This is a genomic window from Escherichia sp. HH41S, from assembly GCF_009820115.1.
Classification (GTDB): domain Bacteria; phylum Pseudomonadota; class Gammaproteobacteria; order Enterobacterales; family Enterobacteriaceae; genus Escherichia; species Escherichia coli_F.
This window is the reverse complement of record NZ_VNXE01000064.1, coordinates 76,200-95,767: the sequence shown is the minus strand read 5'-3', so window position 1 is coordinate 95,767 and position 19,568 is coordinate 76,200. Positions and strand designations below refer to the sequence as shown.

The following is a 19,568-nucleotide window of genomic DNA, read 5'->3' as shown; positions in this document are numbered from 1 at the left end:
GTTAATCGGTGGGTAAATGCTGAGTAATAAAGTGACGGGTCAGCGAGTGTGCGAGAGGTTTATCCAGCGGTTTACCGCTCAATGCCGCGCGCAGCCATAAACCGTCAATCAGCGCGGCCAGGCCATAACCTGCCTCCTGTGCCTCTTTGCGCGGTAACTCGCGGTGAAATTCGCTCACCAGATTCGACAACAAGCGGTGGCTGCTCACCTGCTGCAAACGGTAAAGCATCGGCTGATGCATACTGCTGGCCCAAAACGCCAGCCAGGCTTTCATCGCAGCATTACTGACCTGCGTCTCATCGAAATTCCCGTCAACAATCGCCTGTAATCGCTGCTCAGGGCTGCCATCCGGTAGCGCGTGTAAGCGGTTCAAGACCGCGTCACGCAGCTGGCTGGTGATATCACGCATGGTTGCTTCCAGCAGACCATTTTTATCTTTGAAATAGTGGCTAATGATCCCGGTGGAAACGCCCGCCCGGCGGGCGATCTGCGCGATCGTCGCATCGTGCATACCTACTTCATTTATTGCTTCCAGCGTGGCGTCGATCAGTTGTCTGCGCCGGATCGACTGCATCCCCAATTTGGGCATTTTTGCCACTCCATTCATCAGCGTTGTTAATCTATTAAAGCCGTTATTGATTGGACGTTCAATATAAAATGTGTCTTAATTGTTACTAATTTGATTTTAAATGGTAACAATAACAGTGGGGATACTGGATGACAGACCTTTCGCACAGCAGGGAAAAGGACAAAATCAATCCGGTGGTGTTTTACACCTCCGCCGGACTGATTTTGTTGTTTTCCCTGACAACGATCCTGTTTCGCGACTTCTCGGCCCTGTGGATTGGCCGCACGCTGGACTGGGTTTCTAAAACCTTCGGTTGGTACTATCTGCTGGCGGCAACGCTCTATATTGTCTTTGTGGTCTGCATCGCTTGTTCGCGTTTTGGTTCGGTGAAGCTCGGGCCTGAACAATCCAAACCGGAATTCAGTCTACTGAGCTGGGCGGCGATGCTGTTCGCTGCCGGGATTGGTATTGATCTGATGTTCTTCTCCGTTGCTGAGCCGGTCACGCAGTATATGCAGCCGCCGGAAGGCGCGGGACAGACAATTGAGGCCGCGCGTCAGGCGATGGTCTGGACGCTGTTTCACTACGGCTTAACCGGCTGGTCGATGTATGCGCTGATGGGCATGGCGCTCGGATACTTCAGCTATCGTTATAATTTGCCGCTCACGATCCGCTCGGCGCTGTATCCGATTTTCGGTAAACGGATTAACGGGCCGATTGGTCATTCAGTGGATATTGCAGCGGTAATCGGCACCATCTTCGGTATTGCCACTACGCTCGGTATCGGTGTGGTGCAGCTTAACTATGGCTTGAGCGTACTGTTTGATATTCCCGATTCGATGGCGGCGAAAGCGGCACTGATCGCCTTGTCGGTGATCATCGCAACGATCTCTGTCACCTCCGGTGTCGATAAGGGCATTCGCGTGTTATCGGAACTCAACGTTGCGCTGGCGCTGGGGTTGATCCTGTTCGTGCTGTTTATGGGCGACACCTCGTTCCTGCTTAATGCGCTGGTGCTGAACGTTGGCGATTACGTTAACCGCTTTATGGGCATGACGCTCAACAGTTTCGCCTTTGACCGCCCGGTTGAGTGGATGAATAACTGGACGCTCTTCTTCTGGGCATGGTGGGTGGCATGGTCGCCGTTTGTCGGCCTGTTCCTGGCGCGTATCTCGCGCGGGCGTACCATTCGCCAGTTCGTGCTGGGCACGTTGATTATTCCGTTTACCTTCACACTGTTATGGCTCTCGGTGTTCGGCAATAGCGCGCTGTATGAAATCATCCACGGCGGCGCGGCATTTGCCCAGGAAGCGATGGTCCATCCGGAGCGCGGCTTCTACAGCCTGCTGGCGCAGTATCCGGCATTTACCTTTAGCGCCTCCGTCGCCACCATCACTGGCTTGCTGTTCTACGTAACTTCGGCGGATTCCGGGGCGCTGGTGCTGGGGAATTTCACCTCGCAGCTTAAAGATATCAACAGCGACGCGCCGGGCTGGCTGCGTGTCTTCTGGTCGGTTGCCATTGGTCTGCTGACGCTCGGTATGTTAATGACCAACGGAATATCCGCGCTGCAAAACACCACGGTCATCATGGGGCTGCCATTCAGTTTTGTGATTTTCTTCGTCATGGCGGGATTGTATAAATCACTGAAAGTTGAAGATTATCGCCGAGAAAGTGCAAATCGCGATACCGCGCCGCGACCGCTGGGGCTTCAGGATCGCCTGAGCTGGAAAAAGCGTCTCTCGCGCCTGATGAACTACCCAGGAACGCGTTACACCAAACAGATGATGGAAACCGTCTGTTATCCGGCAATGGAAGAAGTGGCGCAGGAACTGCGACTGCGCGGTGCGTACGTCGAGTTAAAAAGCCTGCCGCCGGAAGAGGGACAACAGTTAGGGCATCTGGATTTGCTGGTGCATATGGGTGAAGAGCAAAACTTTGTCTATCAGATTTGGCCGCAGCAATATTCGGTGCCGGGCTTTACCTACCGCGCACGTAGCGGGAAATCGACCTACTACCGGCTGGAAACCTTCCTGTTAGAAGGCAGCCAGGGCAACGACCTGATGGACTACAGCAAAGAGCAGGTGATCACCGATATTCTCGATCAGTACGAGCGGCACCTTAACTTTATCCATCTCCATCGTGAAGCGCCGGGCCATAGCGTGATGTTCCCGGACGCGTGATTGTTATTGCATAAAACCGCGCCATGTCTGCATATGGCGCGGAAATCATTGACTCGCTGTAAAAAATTATGCATATATTATATATGATTGTCATGTCATATCCTGCAATTCCTCTTGTATCACTTCATGATTTTATATTTTATTAATTAACGATTTTATTTTGCATTAGCTGAATGGATTCAGTCCTATAGAGTTATATATTTATTAATAAGACGATTCTTATATTTAGATACCTAATAAGAGTTACCACTTTTACCGGCTGTATATTAAATGTATTCCTCCTGCTTTTGTTTATATTTTGAGTTGATTTGAGTTCCTGGATACATATAATGCGCATGTATTCGAGACTGGGTGGAATGTAATGATAAAGTTAATAGTGTTAACTTAAAATAAGTTTTCAGTAGTAACTTGCTATTTTATTACCCTCTGAACTACATACTCAGATATGTGGTTGTCAATGCTATGCAAAATTTTTGAATTTTTATATGCGATGAACAGTAACCGGAATGGCATTTAATGCGTTGCTGTTTATGCAATCTTAGTTTTATTTGGATGTATTGCTGGAGATTGTGATGAATAAAATATATCGGCTAAAGTGGAACAGGTCCCGTAACTGTTGGAGCGTCTGCTCGGAGCTGGGGAGCAGAGTAAAAGGAAAAAAGTCCCGGGCTGTTTTAATTAGCGCGATAAGTTTATATTCATCTCTGGCGTTCTCTGGTGATTTCATCGTGAACCAGGATAAGACTGTTGATTACGGCAAAACCGATCAGAACATCGATTACCGTATTACGGTGACTGATAATGCTAATCTGGTTATTAACGTAACAGACACCTCGCGTCCACGCTTTACGCTCAATTCTGGTGGTGGATTGGATATCACCGGAGGGAAAGTGTATATCAATGGTCAGCTTGACGTCCTGCTGAAAGGTACAGGTTTCCTGAACGTCTCCAATGCTGGTAGTGAGTTGTATGCAGATGATTTATATGACTCAAACTCCGGCTCCTGGCATGATCGCGGCTATTTTAACGTCTCCAATGGCGGCAAAATCCATGTTAAGGGCACCAGTCGTCTGACCTATTTGCAGGGAAATGTCAGTGGTGAAGGCAGCCAGGTAAATTCTAAAACCTTCTTTATGGGCGTTTACGGCAGTTACGGTGGCAATCAGTACCTGTCAGTTAATAACGGCGGTGAAGTTAATGCCAGTGAGAAAATTAGCCTGGGTTATTATGATCAAAACTCCGATACAACACTTGCCGTTTCGGAAGGTGGTAAAATTTCTGCGCCGACTATTAGTTTAAGCACCAACTCTGAGTTAGCGTTAGGTGCACAGGAAGGAAGCGCAGCGAAGGCGGCAGGGATTATTGATGCCGAAAAAATTGAGTTTGTGTGGGCAAAAACATCCGAGAAGAAAATCACTTTAAACCACACAGACAAAAACGCGACTATCTCCGCAAATATTGTCAGTGGCAGCGAGGGCCTGGGTTATATCAACGCGCTCAATGGCACGACTTACTTAACCGGGGATAACTCCGCCTTTAGCGGTAAAGTCAAAATTGAGCAAAATGGCGCTTTAGGGATCACCCAAAATATAGGTACAGCAGAAATCACCAACCGCGGGAAATTACACCTGAAGGCTGACGATAGCATGACCTTTGCCAATAAGATTTCCGGCAACGGTACAATAAGTATCGACAGTGGGACGGTGGAGTTGACCGGCAATAACTATGCATTCAGCGGATATATTGATGTCGCTTCCGATGCTGTCGCTGTTATTTCTGAAGACAAGAACATCGGCCGTGCAGAACTGGATGTTGATGGCAAACTGCAAATTAATGCCAATAAAGATTGGGTGTTTGATAACGATCTTGAAGGTAAAGGCGTTGTTGAAATAAACATGGGGAATCACGAATTCTCCTTCGATGAGTTTGCTTATACAGACTGGTTTCAGGGGGCACTGGCATTCCAGAACACGACATTTAACCTGGAAAAAAATGCTGAGTTTCTGCAGAAAGGCGGGATCACTGCGGGTCAGGGAAGCCAGATAACAGTGGGTAAGGGCGCTCACTCCATTAGCACTCTGGGATTCTCGGGCGGAACCGTTGATTTTGGTGCCCTGACCGCTGGCGCGCAGATGACAGAAGGGACAGTCAACGTTAGTAAAACGCTGGATTTGCGCGGCGAGGGTGTGATTCAGGTTACTGACAGTGACGTTGTACGCTCTGTTTCTCGTGATATTGACTCTGCGTTATCGCTCACTGAAGTCGATGATGGTAACAGCACCATTAAGCTGGTTGATGCGCAAGGTGCGGAAGTTCTGGGCGATGCGGGCAATCTGCAATTGCAGGATAAAAATGGGCAAATCCTCTCCAGCAGCGCCCAACGTGATATTCAGCAGAATGGGCAAAAAGCGGCCGTCGGCACTTATGATTATCGCCTGACGAGTGGGGTAAACAATGACGGTCTGTATATCGGTTACGGCCTGACCCAGCTTGAATTGCAGGCTACCGACAGTGACGCCCTGGTGCTGAGTGCCAACGGTAAGAGCGAGAATGCCGCCGATCTCAGTGCAAAGGTTACCGGCAGTGGTGACCTGGCATTCAGCAGCCAGAATGGTCAGACCGTATCGCTTTCAAACAAAGACAATGACTATACCGGTATTACCGATCTGCGTAGCGGGACGCTTTTGTTGAATAACGATAACGTGTTGGGTAATACCCATGAACTGCGTCTGGCGGCAGAGACTGAACTGGATATGAATGGTCACAGCCAGACCGTGGGTACGCTCAAGGCTAGCGCCGATTCGTTGCTGAACTTAAACGGCGGCACTCTGACGGTTACCAACGGGGGGACTTCAAGCGGTTCGTTAAGCGGCGACGGGGAACTGAATATCCAGGGCGGCACGCTGGATATCGCGGGCGATAACAGCAACCTGACGGCGAATGTGAACATTGCTGGCTCGGCTAATGTCCTGGTTAGTCATGCGCAGGGAATGGGTAACGCAAACATTGAGAACAACGGCACCCTGGCGCTGAATAATAGCGCTGAAAAAAGAGCGGCTGCACCAGTGAATTACACCCTGGGTGGCAATCTGACCAACAACGGTACGCTGATGACCGGGATGTCAGGACTGCAAGCTGGCAACGTATTAGTGGTGAAGGGGAACTACCACGGTAATAACGGCCAACTGGTAATGAATACGGTACTGAATGGCGATGATTCAGTAACTGATAAATTGGTTGTCGAGGGTGATACTAGCGGCACGACTGCCGTTACGGTGAATAACGCTGGCGGTACAGGTGCGAAAACCCTTAACGGTATCGAACTTATCCATGTTGACGGTAAGTCTGAGGGCGAATTTGTTCAGGCTGGGCGTATCGTTGCGGGGGCATATGACTACACTCTCGCGCGTGGACAAGGGGCAAATAGTGGTAACTGGTATCTGACCAGCGGCAGTGATTCTCCTGAACTGCAGCCGGAGCCAGACCCGATGCCGAATCCGGAGCCAAACCCGAATCCAGAGCCGAACCCTAACCCGACACCTACGCCGGGTCCGGATCTGAATGTGGATAATGACCTGCGACCGGAGGCGGGTAGCTACATTGCGAACCTTGCAGCAGCGAATACCATGTTCAACACGCGTCTGCATGAGCGTCTGGGTAATACGTACTATACCGACATGGTGACGGGTGAGCAGAAACAAACCACTATGTGGATGCGCCATGAAGGTGGTCATAATAAATGGCGTGATGGCAGCGGCCAGCTGAAAACCCAAAGCAATCGCTATGTTCTGCAACTGGGAGGCGATATCGCGCAGTGGAGCCAAAACGGCAGCGACAGCTGGCATGTTGGGGTCATGGCGGGATATGGCAACAGCGACAGCAAAACCATTTCCTCGCGAACTGGTTATCGTGCTAAAGCGAGTGTGAACGGATATAGCACAGGCCTCTATGCCACCTGGTATGCCGATGACGAGTCGCGTAATGGCGCGTATCTCGACAGTTGGGCGCAGTACAGCTGGTTTGATAACACAGTGAAAGGTGATGATTTACAAAGTGAATCCTATAAATCAAAAGGATTTACCGCTTCACTGGAAGCTGGATACAAACACAAATTAGCTGAATTTAATGGCAGCCAGGGAACGCGTAATGAATGGTATGTTCAGCCGCAAGCACAGGTTACCTGGATGGGAGTCAAAGCCGATAATCACCGCGAAAGCAACGGAACCCTCGTTCATAGCAACGGTGATGGCAATGTTCAAACCCGACTTGGCGTAAAAACCTGGCTGAAGAGCCACCATAAAATGGATGACGGTAAATCCCGCGAGTTCCAGCCGTTTGTAGAAGTGAACTGGCTGCATAACAGTAAGGATTTCAGCACCAGTATGGATGGCGTGTCCGTCACTCAGGATGGAGCCCGAAATATTGCTGAGATAAAAACCGGGGTGGAAGGACAGCTAAATGCCAACCTGAATGTCTGGGGGAATGTGGGCGTTCAGATTGCCGATAGAGGATATAATGACACCTCTGCAATGGTGGGCATTAAGTGGCAATTCTGATCTGAATAATGAGTAAAAGGAGAGAGAGCCGAACGGGAGACAATTCGGCTCTCTGTGTCATTTTCTTGCAGTCAGCTTTATCAGTCAGAGTGAAGACAAGCAGATTTAGCTGGCGCACAAGATTTCATCAAGGTGTGTTCAATGGCTTCGCATGATTTGAGTGTTTTTTTGGAAGAGTTCGGGGCAACGGTTAATTTGACCTTGCCTGGTATCGTGTCCGAAAAAGAACGGCTTTTACTCAAGCTGCTAATGGAGGGAATGTCGGTTACAGAAATATCACAATACAGAAATCGTAGCGCAAAGACAATTTCACATCAGAAGAAGCAGTTGTATGAAAAATTAGGCATCCAGAGTGATATTACTTTCTGGCGGGATATCTTTTTTCAATATCATCCGCAAGTCATCAGTGGCAAGGGAAATAAAAATAATTTTTATATTCCTGATAACCGTTGTCACCATATCGTCACGCCTGAAGCCATCAGTCTGGCGTTGGAAAATCACGAATTCAAACCGTGGATCCAGCCCGTTTTCTGCGCGCAGACAGGGGTACTGACGGGCTGTGAAGTGCTTGTTCGCTGGGAACATCCGCAAACGGGAATTATCCCACCGGATCAGTTTATTCCTCTGGCGGAGTCATCCGGTCTTATTGTCATAATGACTCGCCAGCTGATGAAACAGACTGCGGATATTCTGATGCCAGTAAAACATTTGCTGCCGGACAATTTCCATATTGGTATCAACGTCTCGGCGGGCTGTTTTTTGGCTGCAGGATTTGAAAAAGAGTGTCTGAACCTGGTCAAGAAATTAGGTAACGATAAAATCAAGCTGGTTCTTGAGCTAACGGAACGCAACCCCATTCCGGTAACGCCAGAAGCCAGAGCGATATTTGACAGCCTTCATCAGCATAACATTACCTTTGCGCTGGATGACTTTGGTACGGGTTATGCGACCTATCGTTATCTGCAGGCGTTTCCGGTCGATTTTATTAAAATTGACAAGTCGTTTGTGCAAATGGCGAGTGTCGACGAAATTTCCGGTCATATTGTGGACAATATTGTCGAACTGGCGCGTAAGCCTGGTCTGAGTATCGTGGCGGAAGGGGTAGAAACCCAGGAGCAGGCGGATTTAATGATCGGCAAAGGCGTTCACTTTTTGCAGGGCTATTTGTACTCTCCGCCAGTACCGGGTAATAAATTTATCTCTGAATGGGTAATGAAAGCAGGTGGTTGATGTAAACCGCTATTCACAGCGCATCGGGAGGTTGGTAGATATCAATTCTCCCGATGCAGTAAATCCTGATAGATCCCTGTTAATATACCCTTTGGCGCAAACTGCTTTTTAATCCACTGCGTCACCTGACCAGTGGCAGAGTGCTGGGTCGCCAGTAACATGCGTGAATCCTGGCGCGGATTATGGATTTGTCGGGTAACCAGCAGGGATTGCGCCATCGCCTCACGGACCATGTAATCCGGCAAAAAACCAATTCCTTCGCCTAAAATCTGGCACTGACATTTGGTGTTGAAATCTGGCACCAGAATCGACTCCTGCCCATGCAGCAACCAGCCCACTTTTTTATTAATCGTATGCGCGGTGTCTTCCACCATGATATTAGGATAGAGACGCAGTTGGCTTTCGGCGATGGGTTCCGGCACAAAGGCTAACGGGTGATCCGGGGCGATAGCAAAAGCCCAGCGAATCGCGCCAATCTCCGTGTAATCAATGCCGCCGCCGTCCAGCAGCGTGTCGGGTGCGCCGATAGCGATATTCGCCTGATTATTAATAATCGCATCCCAGACGCCATTATACACTTCGGTGGTGACGGTAATCTGGCAGGTTGGAAACTGCTTTTTCAGTACCTGTAATAAGCGTGCGGTGTGTTTGGGCGTATAAAGCAGCTGATTAATACAAATACGCACACGCGCTTCTATGCCCTGCGAAATAGTATCGATGCTGCGTTTGATGGCGTGAAAATCATTCAGCAGGTCGGTAGCTTTGCGGAAAAAATAACGCCCGGACTCCGTTAACTCAATGCTGCGGGTACTGCGAGTGAACAGCACCACATCCAGCCCTGTTTCCATTCGCTTGATGGTGTAGCTAATGGCGGAAGTGGTTAAACCCAACTCTTCTGCGGCTTTACTGAAGCTGCCAAAACGCGCAGCGGTAGTAAATGCCAACAGATTTTCTTCGGTAAAAATTGAGTTCATTAAACCATTCCCGCCATTATCTACTATGAATTTCTCCAGCTATGACTGTAGAGGTATCGGTTAAAGATAGATAATCATTTTTGAATAACTTTTAATACCCGTCGCGTTTAGTCGTCGCTTCGCTTAATTTTTGTCCGCCATATTCTGAAATTATCCCCACGCAGTTACCCGCCAGAAAACCCAGTAATGTCACCGTCCAGTTCATCCCGCTGGCAAAAAACAGCGTCATGCCGAGAAAGCCTCCGGGAATGAATGACAGTAACCAGAAACGCCCTTGCCAGACCACTACAGCTGAGAAAGGCACGGTAGTCATCACGCTTGCCCAGAACACGGAAAGCCCACTCACCGAGGCCAGCCAACCGGAAGCCAGCGCGGCGAAAAACGCCCACACCATCCCGGAATAATTAACCGCCAGGCTCTTGATAAACCCCGATTTACCGCCGCCTGCGGCATAAAAACTGCAAAAGGCGACAAAGCCAATGGTTCCTAATAATTCCCATCCCTGAGAGAGCCCGACATGTGAAGACACTAACTGCCAAAGCCCTGCACAAATACCGACGGTGACACCCGTTGCCGTGAGTCCGTTCATCTTGTTCCCCTCTGGTTAGACATGGACGAAAGCTACTCTTACATGTGCAGACTATAGAGAAATAAAACCTGATTGAGTGAAAGGGTATCGGGTCAAAGAAACAAATATTGCACTACCGCACACTGCGAAAAGATTGTTGAACATCATTCAACAAAAAGGCGAAATACGGCGAATTAAATTTAAGCGGGTTCTTTTATCAGATTATCGTTGCTATTCTCAATTCATCGAAAACAGCCACAAAAACCAGGGGAATGTTAATGAGTATAAAAAATCTACCTGCCGACTATTTATTGGCTGCACAACAGGGTGATATCGATAAAGTAAAAACTTGCCTTGCGCTGGGTGTCGATATAAATACCTGCGATCGGCAGGGGAAAACGGCAATTACACTGGCAAGTTTATATCAGCAATATGCTTGCGTTCAGGCATTAATTGATGCCGGTGCGGATATTAATAAACAAGACCAGACCTGTTTAAATCCTTTTTTAATGAGCTGCCTGAACGGTGATTTAACGCTACTACGAATTATTTTACCGGCTAAACCAGACCTTAATTGTGTAACCCGTTTCGGCGGTGTCGGCCTGACGCCTGCCTGTGAAAAAGGTCATTTAAGTATTGTGAAAGAGCTTTTGACGCATACGGATATTAACGTTAACCAGACCAACCATGTTGGCTGGACGCCACTCCTGGAAGCAATTGTGCTTAACGATGGCGGGATAAAACAGCAGGCGATTGTCCAGTTATTGCTGGAACATGGTGCCAGCCCGCATATGACCGATAAATATGGTAAAACACCGTTGGAACTGGCACGGGAACGGGGCTTTGAAGAGATTGCTCAGTTGCTTATTGCTGCAGGCGCATAACCCGGGAGGCTTGCTATCAACACACCAGAAAGACGGTGTGTGTGGGCGCTAACTGCGGATACTGATTTTCTGGCGCAGCGGGAGCAAGGACAGGTTGAACAGGTCTTTGCCAGAGCGGTAAATATCGCAATCCCGGCTCGCCAGCAGTTGCTGACACTGCTTTGTGAAGAGTACGACAATGCGCCAAACAGTTGTCGGTTGGCACTCACTCACTTTGATGGTCTGTTCCGTCATGGTGATAAGGTTCAGTTTGATGATCAAGGTATTACGGTTGGTCAACATCTTCATATAGAGATGAGTCATTGCCAGCGTTGGCTGTCCCCAACCTTGCAAATGACCGCTGTGAATTTTCACCTTATCGCCTGGCAACAGTGGCATGACATTATTCATCAGCACCTGGGGGAAAATGAAACCCTGTTTAATTATCGCGGCGATAATCCGTTTTATCAGGCGTTAAATAAAGAATTACATATTAAACGACGGGCAGTTATTCAGGCAGTAAACGATAAACAAAATATCGCCTCAGCGGTCGTCAGTATGATGGGGTTAGGGATTGGCCTTACGCCATCAGCCGACGATTATTTAACAGGTCTGGTGCTTATTTTATTTATTCCCGGGCATCCGGCGGAAAAATACAAAGAGGAATTTTATCTCGGTCTGCAACGCGGCAGAAATAATACCACGTTATTAAGTGCCATAACGCTGGAAGCCGCATTACAACAACGCTGCCGGGAAAATATTCATCGTTTTATTCATAACATTATTTATGACATACCTGGGAACGCAACTCAGGCAATAGAAAAAATTAAACATATTGGCTCCAGTTCCGGCTGCGACATGCTGTATGGCATGGCCGATGGTTGTGCGCTGAGCCAAACCTACGGAGGGAATTATGTCAGTTAAAATAGTCATTAAACCGAATACCTATTTTGATTCTGTCTCGCTGATGTCTATCTCCACGCGTGCAAATAAACTCGACGGCGTCGAGCAGGCATTTGTGGCGATGGCGACCGAAATGAACAAAGGCGTGCTGAAGAATTTAGGGCTGCTGACGCCGGAGCTGGAGCAGGCGAAAAACGGCGACCTGATGATTGTCATCAACGGCAAAGCGGGCGCAGACAACGAGCAGTTGCTGGTGGAGATTGAAGAACTGTTCAACAGCAAAGCGCAAAGCGGCTCGCACGAGGCGCGTTATGCCACTATTGCCAGCGCCAAAAAGCATATCCCGGAAAGTAACCTGGCAGTGATTTCGGTCAACGGTCTGTTTGCCGCTCGCGAAGCGCGTCAGGCGCTGCAAAACGATCTTAACGTGATGCTGTTTTCCGATAACGTCTCGGTTGAAGATGAACTGGCGCTCAAACAGTTGGCCCACGAAAAAGGGCTGCTGATGATGGGGCCTGACTGCGGCACGGCGATTATTAACGGCGCGGCGCTCTGCTTTGGTAACGCCGTGCGTCGCGGCAACATCGGTATTGTTGGCGCATCTGGCACCGGCAGCCAGGAGCTGAGCGTCCGCATTCATGAATTTGGCGGCGGCGTTTCGCAACTGATCGGTACCGGCGGGCGCGACCTGAGCGAGAAAATCGGCGGCCTGATGATGCTCGACGCCATCGGGATGCTGGAAAACGATCCGCAAACTGAAATCATTGTGCTTATCTCCAAACCGCCTGCGCCTGCGGTGGCCCGCAAAGTGCTGGAACGCGCACGCGCCTGCCGCAAGCCGGTGGTAGTCTGCTTCCTCGGTCGTGGCGAAACGCCAGTGGATGAGCAGGGGCTACAGTTTGCCCGCGGCAGTAAAGAGGCGGCATTGAAAGCGGTGATGCTCTCCGGCGTGAAACAGGAACATCTCGAGCTGCATACGCTGAACCAGCCGTTGATTGCTGACGTGCGCGCTCGCCTGCAACCGCAGCAGAAATACATTCGTGGCCTGTTCTGCGGCGGCACGCTGTGTGACGAAACCATGTTCGCGGTGATGGAAAAACACGGCGATGTCTACAGCAATATCCAGCCCGATCCTGAATTCCGCCTGCAAGATATCAACCGCAGCATCAAACATACCTTCCTCGACTTTGGCGATGACGACTTCACCAACGGCAAGCCGCATCCAATGATTGACCCGACCAACCGTATCAGTCGCTTGATCGAAGAAGCGCGCGATCCAGAAGTGGCGGTGATCGTGATGGATTTTGTGCTCGGATTTGGATCGCATGAAGATCCGGTCGGCTCCACCATCAATGCGATCAAAGAGGCGAAAGCGATCGCCGCTGTCGAAGGACGCGAGTTGATCATTCTCGCCTATGTGCTGGGTACCGATCTTGATACGCCATCATTAGAACAACAAAGCCAGATGCTGCTTGATGCCGGAGTGATTCTGGCGAGCAGTAGCACCAATACCGGATTGCTGGCGCGTGAATTTATCTGCAAAGGTGAGGAAGCCTGATGAGCCAGTCACTGTTTAGCCAACCGTTGAACGTTATTAACGTCGGCATCGCCATGTTTAGCGATGACCTGAAAAAGCAGTATGTAGAAGTGACCCAACTCGACTGGACGCCGCCGGGGCAGGGCAATATGCAGGTGGTGCAGGCGCTGGACAACATTGCCGATTCACCGCTGGCAGACAAAATCGCCGCCGCTAACCAGCAGGCGCTGGAACGCATTATCCAGTCGCATCCGGTACTGATTGGCTTTGATCAGGCGATTAACGTGGTGCCTGGCATGACAGCGAAAACCATTCTTCACGCCGGGCCACCAGTGACCTGGGAAAAAATGTGCGGCGCTATGAAAGGCGCGGTCACCGGGGCGCTGGTGTTCGAAGGGCTGGCGAAAGATCTCGACGAGGCGGCCGAACTGGCGGCCTCCGGGGAGATCACTTTCTCGCCGTGCCACGAACACGACTGCGTGGGTTCGATGGCGGGTGTTACCTCGGCCTCGATGTTTATGCACATCGTGAAAAACAAAACCTACGGCAACATCGCTTACACCAACATGAGCGAGCAGATGGCGAAGATTTTGCGTATGGGCGCTAACGATCAGAGCGTGATTGACCGCCTGAACTGGATGCGCGATGTGCAGGGACCCATGCTGCGCGACGCAATGAAGATTCTCGCTGAGATTGATCTGCGCTTAATGCTGGCGCAGGCGCTGCATATGGGCGATGAGTGCCATAACCGCAATAACGCCGGGACGACGCTGCTGATTCAGGCGCTGACACCGGGGATTATTCAGGCGGGCTATTCTGTCGAGCAACAGCGCGAAGTGTTTGAGTTTGTCGCCAGCAGCGACTACTTCTCCGGCCCGACGTGGATGGCGATGTGTAAAGCGGCGATGGATGCGGCGCACGGCATCGAATACAGCACCGTGGTGACCACGATGGCGCGTAACGGCGTCGAGTTCGGCCTGCGGGTCAGCGGATTACCGGGGCAGTGGTTTACCGGCCCGGCGCAGCAGGTGATCGGCCCGATGTTTGCCGGTTATAAGCCGGAAGATTCTGGGTTGGATATTGGCGACAGCGCCATCACCGAAACCTACGGCATTGGTGGATTTGCTATGGCGACCGCGCCTGCAATCGTCGCGCTGGTGGGCGGTACGGTGGAAGAGGCTATCGATTTCTCCCGTCAGATGCGCGAAATCACTCTCGGCGAAAACCCGAACGTGACCATTCCGCTGCTCGGTTTTATGGGTGTGCCGACGGCAATCGACATCACCCGCGTGGGTAGCAGTGGCATTCTGCCGGTGATCAACACCGCCATTGCCCATAAAGATGCGGGCGTCGGCATGATTGGCGCGGGCATTGTGCATCCACCATTCGCCTGCTTCGAAAAAGCCATTCTTGGCTGGTGCGAACGTTACGGCGTCTGACCTGCAAAGTGCGCGTTGTCTCTGCCGGATGCGGCGTGAACGCCTTATCCGGCCTACGAGTGGCGCAAGAATCTGTAGGCCTGATAAGCGTAGCGCATCAGGCATTTGTCACGATTGCCGGATGCGGCGTGAACGCCTTATCCGGTCTACGAATGGCTCAAGAATCTGTAGGCCTGATAAGCGTAGCGCATCAGGCATTTGTCACGATTGCCGGATGCGGCGTGGACGCCTTATCCGGCCTACGGATGGCGCAAGAATCTGTAGGTCTGATAAGCGTAGCGCATCAGGCATTTGTCACGATTGCCGGATGCGGCGTGGACGCCTTATCCGGTCTACGAATGGCGCAAGAATCTGTAGGCCTGATAAGCGTAGCGCATCAGGCAATTTGGCGTTGGTCATAACCCCATCACCCTCTGTAGCGGACATAACAACATGAAAGAACTTGTGGTCGTTGCCATTGGTGGCAACAGCATTATCAAAGATAACGCCAGCCAGTCGATTGAGCATCAGGCGGAGGCGGTGAAAGCCGTGGCCGATACGGTGCTGGAAATGCTGGCTTCCGATTACGACATTGTGCTGACCCACGGCAACGGGCCGCAGGTTGGGCTGGATCTACGCCGTGCGGAGATTGCCCACGAGCGCGAAGGGCTGCCCTTAACGCCGCTGGCGAACTGTGTGGCAGATACGCAAGGCGGCATTGGCTACTTGATCCAACAGGCGCTGAACAATCGGCTGGCGCGTCACGGCGAGAAAAAAGCCGTCACCGTGGTGACTCAGGTGGAAGTGGATAAAAACGATCCGGGATTTGCTCATCCCACCAAGCCCATCGGCGCATTCTTTAGTGACAGCCAGCGTGACGAATTACAAAAGGCAAATCTTGACTGGCGTTTTGTTGAAGATGCCGGACGGGGCTATCGCCGCGTGGTCGCCTCGCCGGAACCGAAACGTATTGTCGAAGCACCTGCCATTAAGGCGCTGATCCAACAAGGCTTTGTGGTAATTGGCGCGGGCGGCGGTGGAATTCCGGTGGTGTGCAGTGACGCGGGAGATTACCAAAGCGTGGACGCGGTTATCGACAAAGATCTCTCTACCGCGCTATTGGCCCGTGAAATTCACGCCGACATTCTGGTGATCACCACTGGCGTCGAAAAAGTGTGTATTCATTTTGGCAAACCGCAGCAGCAGGCGCTGGATCGGGTGGATATTGCCACCATGACCCGCTATATGCAGGAAGGGCATTTCCCGCCAGGCAGCATGTTGCCAAAAATCATCGCCAGCCTGACGTTCCTGGAACAGGGCGGTAAAGAAGTGATTATCACCACGCCGGAATGCCTGCCCGCGGCGCTGCGTGGCGAAACGGGCACCCATATTATTAAAACGTAAGGACGTAAGATGAAAAAAAACAATAGCCGCCGTGAATTTCTGAGCCAGAGCGGTAAGATGGTCACCGCCGCCGCGCTGTTTGGTACCTCTGTGCCATTCGCCCATGCGGAGGTCTCTGGCACAACCCACTGCGACGCGAATAACACCATGAAAATCACTGACCCGCATTACTATCTTGATAACGTGCTGCTGGAAACCGGTTTTGACTACGAAAACGGTGTGGCGGTGCAGACCCGCACGGCGCGCCAGACCGTGGAGATTCAGGACGGTAAAATTGTTGCGCTACATGAGAACAAGCAGCATCCGGACGCCACGCTGCCGCAATATGACGCTGGCGGTAAGCTGATGCTGCCCACTACTCGCGACATGCATATTCATCTCGACAAAACCTTTTACGGCGGACCGTGGCGCTCGCTCAATCGCCCGGCAGGCACCACCATCCAGGACATGATCAAACTCGAGCAGAAAATGCTGCCGGAGTTACAACCGTACACTCAGGAGCGGGCAGAAAAACTGATCGATTTATTGCAGTCGAAAGGCACCACCATTGCCCGCAGCCACTGCAATATCGAACCGGTTTCCGGCCTGAAAAATCTGCAAAATTTGCAGGCGGTGCTGGCGCGACGTCAGGCGGGCTTCGAGTGTGAAATCGTCGCCTTCCCGCAGCACGGTTTGCTGCTGTCGAAATCGGAACCCTTGATGCGTGAAGCAATGCAGGCAGGCGCGCATTACGTCGGCGGGCTGGACCCGACCAGTGTTGATGGCGCGATGGAAAAATCCCTCGACACCATGTTCCAGATTGCGCTGGACTACGACAAAGGCGTCGATATTCATCTGCACGAAACCACTCCGGCGGGCGTGGCAGCCATCAATTATATGGTTGAAACAGTGGAGAAAACGCCGCAGCTAAAAGGCAAGCTGACCATCAGCCACGCCTTTGCGCTGGCTACCCTCAACGAGCAACAAGTAGATGAACTGGCGAACCGGATGGCGGCGCAGCAAATCTCGATCGCCTCGACGGTGCCGATTGGCACGTTGCATATGCCGCTCAAACAGCTGCACGACAAAGGCGTAAAAGTGATGACCGGCACCGACAGCGTTATCGACCACTGGTCGCCTTACGGCCTGGGCGACATGCTGGAAAAAGCCAATCTGTACGCGCAGCTCTATATTCGTCCTAACGAACAGAATTTGTCCCGCTCGCTGTTTTTAGCCACTGGTGATGTATTGCCGCTCAACGAAAAAGGCGAGCGCGTCTGGCCTAAAGCGCAGGATGACGCCAGCTTTGTGCTGGTGGACGCCTCCTGTTCCGCCGAGGCGGTGGCGCGTATCTCGCCGAGAACCGCAACGTTCCATAAAGGGCAACTGGTGTGGGGGAGTGTGGCAGGTTGATACGAATTTGAAACGCCTGCAACGGTGAATAGTAAGAGATTTAAGCCCCAGGGAGTGGGGCGGGAATGGTTTGTTAATGAATGATCCTGAACTTTATAATCTCCCGGCATAATTTCCAGGGGATTATTTGAGAGAAATACACAAAAGTGAGTTTTAACAAAGGTATTTATCAAGCCATAAATGTGACCTGCTTCGGATAAAAAAGATTAAACATAGAAAAACCAATGATCCTCTTGCTGATGGTTATCAACAGTAATTAAGATGTGATTTTTTTCCGTAATCGCGAAAATATTCTCATGACCATAAAAGAAAAAATCTCACAAAAATATCCCCATGCTTCCTTTTGTACTTTTGGCGATTCAGCAGCGTTGGCTGATCACCTCGCAACGTTGATTGCGACTGGTGTTAAAACAGCTTCCTGTGGTTCGCTGGCGGGATGTATTGAAGACAACGCATTTCCGATGATTGGTGAGTATAAGATTGTAGAAAATAGCCGTGGTGAGCCTGTATGTGTTATCAGAGTTATTGGCCTGCATTTACTGCGCTTTTCTGATGTCACCGCGGAGCTTGCCCGTAAGGAAGGTGAAGGTGACCTCAGTCTTGAATATTGGCGCAATGAACACCGTCGTTTTTTCCAGGCAGAAGGATGCTATTCACCCGAAATGGATGTTATCTTTGAAGAATATGCCCTTATTGACATTGTGTAGATAACTATTTTTCTACGCGAAATAAGCTCACAAACATAAAGTATCGCTAATTTTGTTTATTTTGCTATTTTTTACGTGATGATTGTCACACTTATTGTTACTGCCCGTTTTGTCCATATTTATAACCAAATTTTTAATAGCTGCCTGAAATAGGGCTGTTTATTCTGCATAAAAATATTCGAAAATTCTTATTCTCTCCAGCGCGCTAATTTGGGCGAACACTTCCTGACTACCCTGCAATGAGGCTGAAATGATGAATAAACGTTTTGTTATCAATATGGTGTCTTCGCTGTTATTAGGCGCTGCGCTAATTTCTGCGCCGCTCCAGGCCGCGGAAAAAGTCGTGGTGAATATCTCTAAAGTCGATGGTATGCCGTGGTTTAATCGCATGGGCGAAGGTGTGGTCGAGGCGGGTAAAGCCTTTGGTGTTAATGCGTCACAGGTGGGGCCTTCAAGTACTGATGCTCCGCAACAGGTTAAAATCATTGAGGATTTAATCGCCCGTAAGGTTAACGCAATTACTATCGTGCCAAACGATGCCAACGTGCTGGAACCGGTATTCAAAAAAGCGCGAGATGCCGGAATTGTGGTTCTGACCAACGAATCCCCCGGTCAGCCAAGTGCTAACTGGGATATCGAAATCATTGATAACGAAAAATTTGCCGCTGAATATGTTGAACATATGGCGAAACGCATGGGTGGCAAGGGCGGCTATGTGATTTACGTGGGTAGTTTGACCGTGCCGCAGCATAACTTATGGGCTGACTTGCTGGTGAAATACCAGAAAGAGCATTACCCGGATATGCATGAAGTTACCCGCCGCATGCCGGTTGCCGAGAGTGTGGATGACTCACGTCGTACCACACTGGACCTGATGAAAACCTATCCTGACTTGAAAGCGGTTGTCTCCTTTGGTTCAAACGGTCCGATTGGCGCGGGACGTGCGGTGAAAGAGAAACGGGCGAAAAATAAAGTCGCAGTCTATGGCATGATGATCCCTTCACAGGCGGCATCATTGATTAAAAGTGGTGATATCACCGAAGGGATTACTTACGATCCGGCCTCTGCAGGTTACGCACTCGCGGCCGTCGCCAGCACGTTGCTGAAGGGTGAAGAGATCAAACCTGGATTAGAAATGGAGAATCTCGGTAAGGCCGACGTAGATATGGATAAGCGAATTATCCGTTTCCATAAGGTATTACTGGTCAACAAAGACAATATTGACTCACTTTATTAATCCATTTCTTCGGGGCGAAAGCCCCGAT

General features: G+C 50.4%; 15 protein-coding genes. 12 read left to right on the top strand and 3 right to left on the bottom strand.

What is annotated here, in order from left to right; all coding sequences use genetic code 11:
- Position 1: 1 nt before the first annotated feature.
- Positions 2 to 589, bottom strand: coding sequence for a transcriptional regulator BetI (betI, locus tag FQZ95_RS12505; RefSeq protein ID WP_088541903.1), 588 nt, complete (start codon positions 587 to 589; stop codon positions 2 to 4).
- A 128-nt stretch (positions 590 to 717) separates the two neighbouring features.
- Here betI and betT point away from each other — a divergent pair, with 128 nt between their 5' ends.
- From betT to FQZ95_RS12490, 3 genes are all read left to right on the top strand, one after another.
- Positions 718 to 2,751: a choline BCCT transporter BetT gene (betT, locus tag FQZ95_RS12500; RefSeq protein ID WP_088541904.1), complete on the top strand. Its 2,034-nt coding sequence runs from the start codon at positions 718 to 720 to the stop codon at positions 2,749 to 2,751.
- Positions 2,752 to 3,323: 572 nt separating this feature from the next.
- The gene (gene ehaA / locus FQZ95_RS12495; protein ID WP_160530261.1) at positions 3,324 to 7,307 is read left to right on the top strand and encodes an autotransporter adhesin EhaA; all 3,984 of its coding nucleotides are present in this window, start codon (positions 3,324 to 3,326) and stop codon (positions 7,305 to 7,307) included.
- Positions 7,308 to 7,448: 141 nt separating this feature from the next.
- Positions 7,449 to 8,537 carry an EAL domain-containing protein gene (locus FQZ95_RS12490; RefSeq protein ID WP_000146382.1) on the top strand — a complete coding sequence of 363 codons (1,089 nt, stop codon included), beginning with the start codon at positions 7,449 to 7,451 and terminating at the stop codon, positions 8,535 to 8,537.
- Between the two features lie 41 nt (positions 8,538 to 8,578).
- On the opposite strand, the gene FQZ95_RS12485 is transcribed toward FQZ95_RS12490, so the two are convergent.
- On the bottom strand, positions 8,579 to 9,511 hold the full coding sequence (locus FQZ95_RS12485) for a LysR substrate-binding domain-containing protein (protein ID WP_160530260.1): 933 nt from the start codon (positions 9,509 to 9,511) through the stop codon (positions 8,579 to 8,581).
- 91 nt (positions 9,512 to 9,602) lie between these two features.
- Complete coding sequence (locus FQZ95_RS12480) at positions 9,603 to 10,100, bottom strand: DUF1097 domain-containing protein (protein WP_032183361.1); 498 nt, start codon at positions 10,098 to 10,100, stop codon at positions 9,603 to 9,605.
- Positions 10,101 to 10,357: 257 nt separating this feature from the next.
- Between FQZ95_RS12480 and FQZ95_RS12475 the strand changes: the two genes are divergently transcribed.
- The 9 genes from FQZ95_RS12475 (at position 10,358) to FQZ95_RS12435 (ending at position 19,540) form a co-directional block, all read left to right on the top strand.
- Positions 10,358 to 10,963, top strand: coding sequence for an ankyrin repeat domain-containing protein (locus tag FQZ95_RS12475; protein WP_032183362.1), 606 nt, complete (start codon positions 10,358 to 10,360; stop codon positions 10,961 to 10,963).
- 39 nt (positions 10,964 to 11,002) lie between these two features.
- Positions 11,003 to 11,866, top strand: coding sequence for an oxamate carbamoyltransferase subunit AllH family protein (locus FQZ95_RS12470; RefSeq protein WP_160530259.1), 864 nt, complete (start codon positions 11,003 to 11,005; stop codon positions 11,864 to 11,866).
- Positions 11,856 to 13,403 carry an acyl-CoA synthetase FdrA gene (fdrA, locus tag FQZ95_RS12465; RefSeq protein ID WP_160530258.1) on the top strand — a complete coding sequence of 516 codons (1,548 nt, stop codon included), beginning with the start codon at positions 11,856 to 11,858 and terminating at the stop codon, positions 13,401 to 13,403. Before FQZ95_RS12470 ends, fdrA begins: the two co-directional genes overlap by 11 nt.
- Positions 13,403 to 14,821: a DUF1116 domain-containing protein gene (locus FQZ95_RS12460; RefSeq protein WP_160530257.1), complete on the top strand. Its 1,419-nt coding sequence runs from the start codon at positions 13,403 to 13,405 to the stop codon at positions 14,819 to 14,821. The genes fdrA and FQZ95_RS12460 overlap by 1 nt, the downstream gene beginning before the upstream one ends.
- 35 nt (positions 14,822 to 14,856) lie before the next feature.
- Complete coding sequence (locus tag FQZ95_RS12455) at positions 14,857 to 15,222, top strand: hypothetical protein (RefSeq protein WP_160530256.1); 366 nt, start codon at positions 14,857 to 14,859, stop codon at positions 15,220 to 15,222.
- A 31-nt stretch (positions 15,223 to 15,253) separates the two neighbouring features.
- The gene (locus tag FQZ95_RS12450; protein WP_160530255.1) at positions 15,254 to 16,204 is read left to right on the top strand and encodes a carbamate kinase family protein; all 951 of its coding nucleotides are present in this window, start codon (positions 15,254 to 15,256) and stop codon (positions 16,202 to 16,204) included.
- A 9-nt stretch (positions 16,205 to 16,213) separates the two neighbouring features.
- Complete coding sequence (locus FQZ95_RS12445; RefSeq protein ID WP_105277174.1) at positions 16,214 to 17,596, top strand: amidohydrolase family protein; 1,383 nt, start codon at positions 16,214 to 16,216, stop codon at positions 17,594 to 17,596.
- Between the two features lie 296 nt (positions 17,597 to 17,892).
- On the top strand, positions 17,893 to 18,303 hold the full coding sequence (locus tag FQZ95_RS12440) for an ASCH domain-containing protein (protein ID WP_032183414.1): 411 nt from the start codon (positions 17,893 to 17,895) through the stop codon (positions 18,301 to 18,303).
- A gap of 253 nt (positions 18,304 to 18,556) precedes the next feature.
- Positions 18,557 to 19,540: an autoinducer 2 ABC transporter substrate-binding protein gene (locus FQZ95_RS12435; RefSeq protein WP_001042105.1), complete on the top strand. Its 984-nt coding sequence runs from the start codon at positions 18,557 to 18,559 to the stop codon at positions 19,538 to 19,540.
- The last annotated feature ends 28 nt before the right edge of the window (positions 19,541 to 19,568 follow it).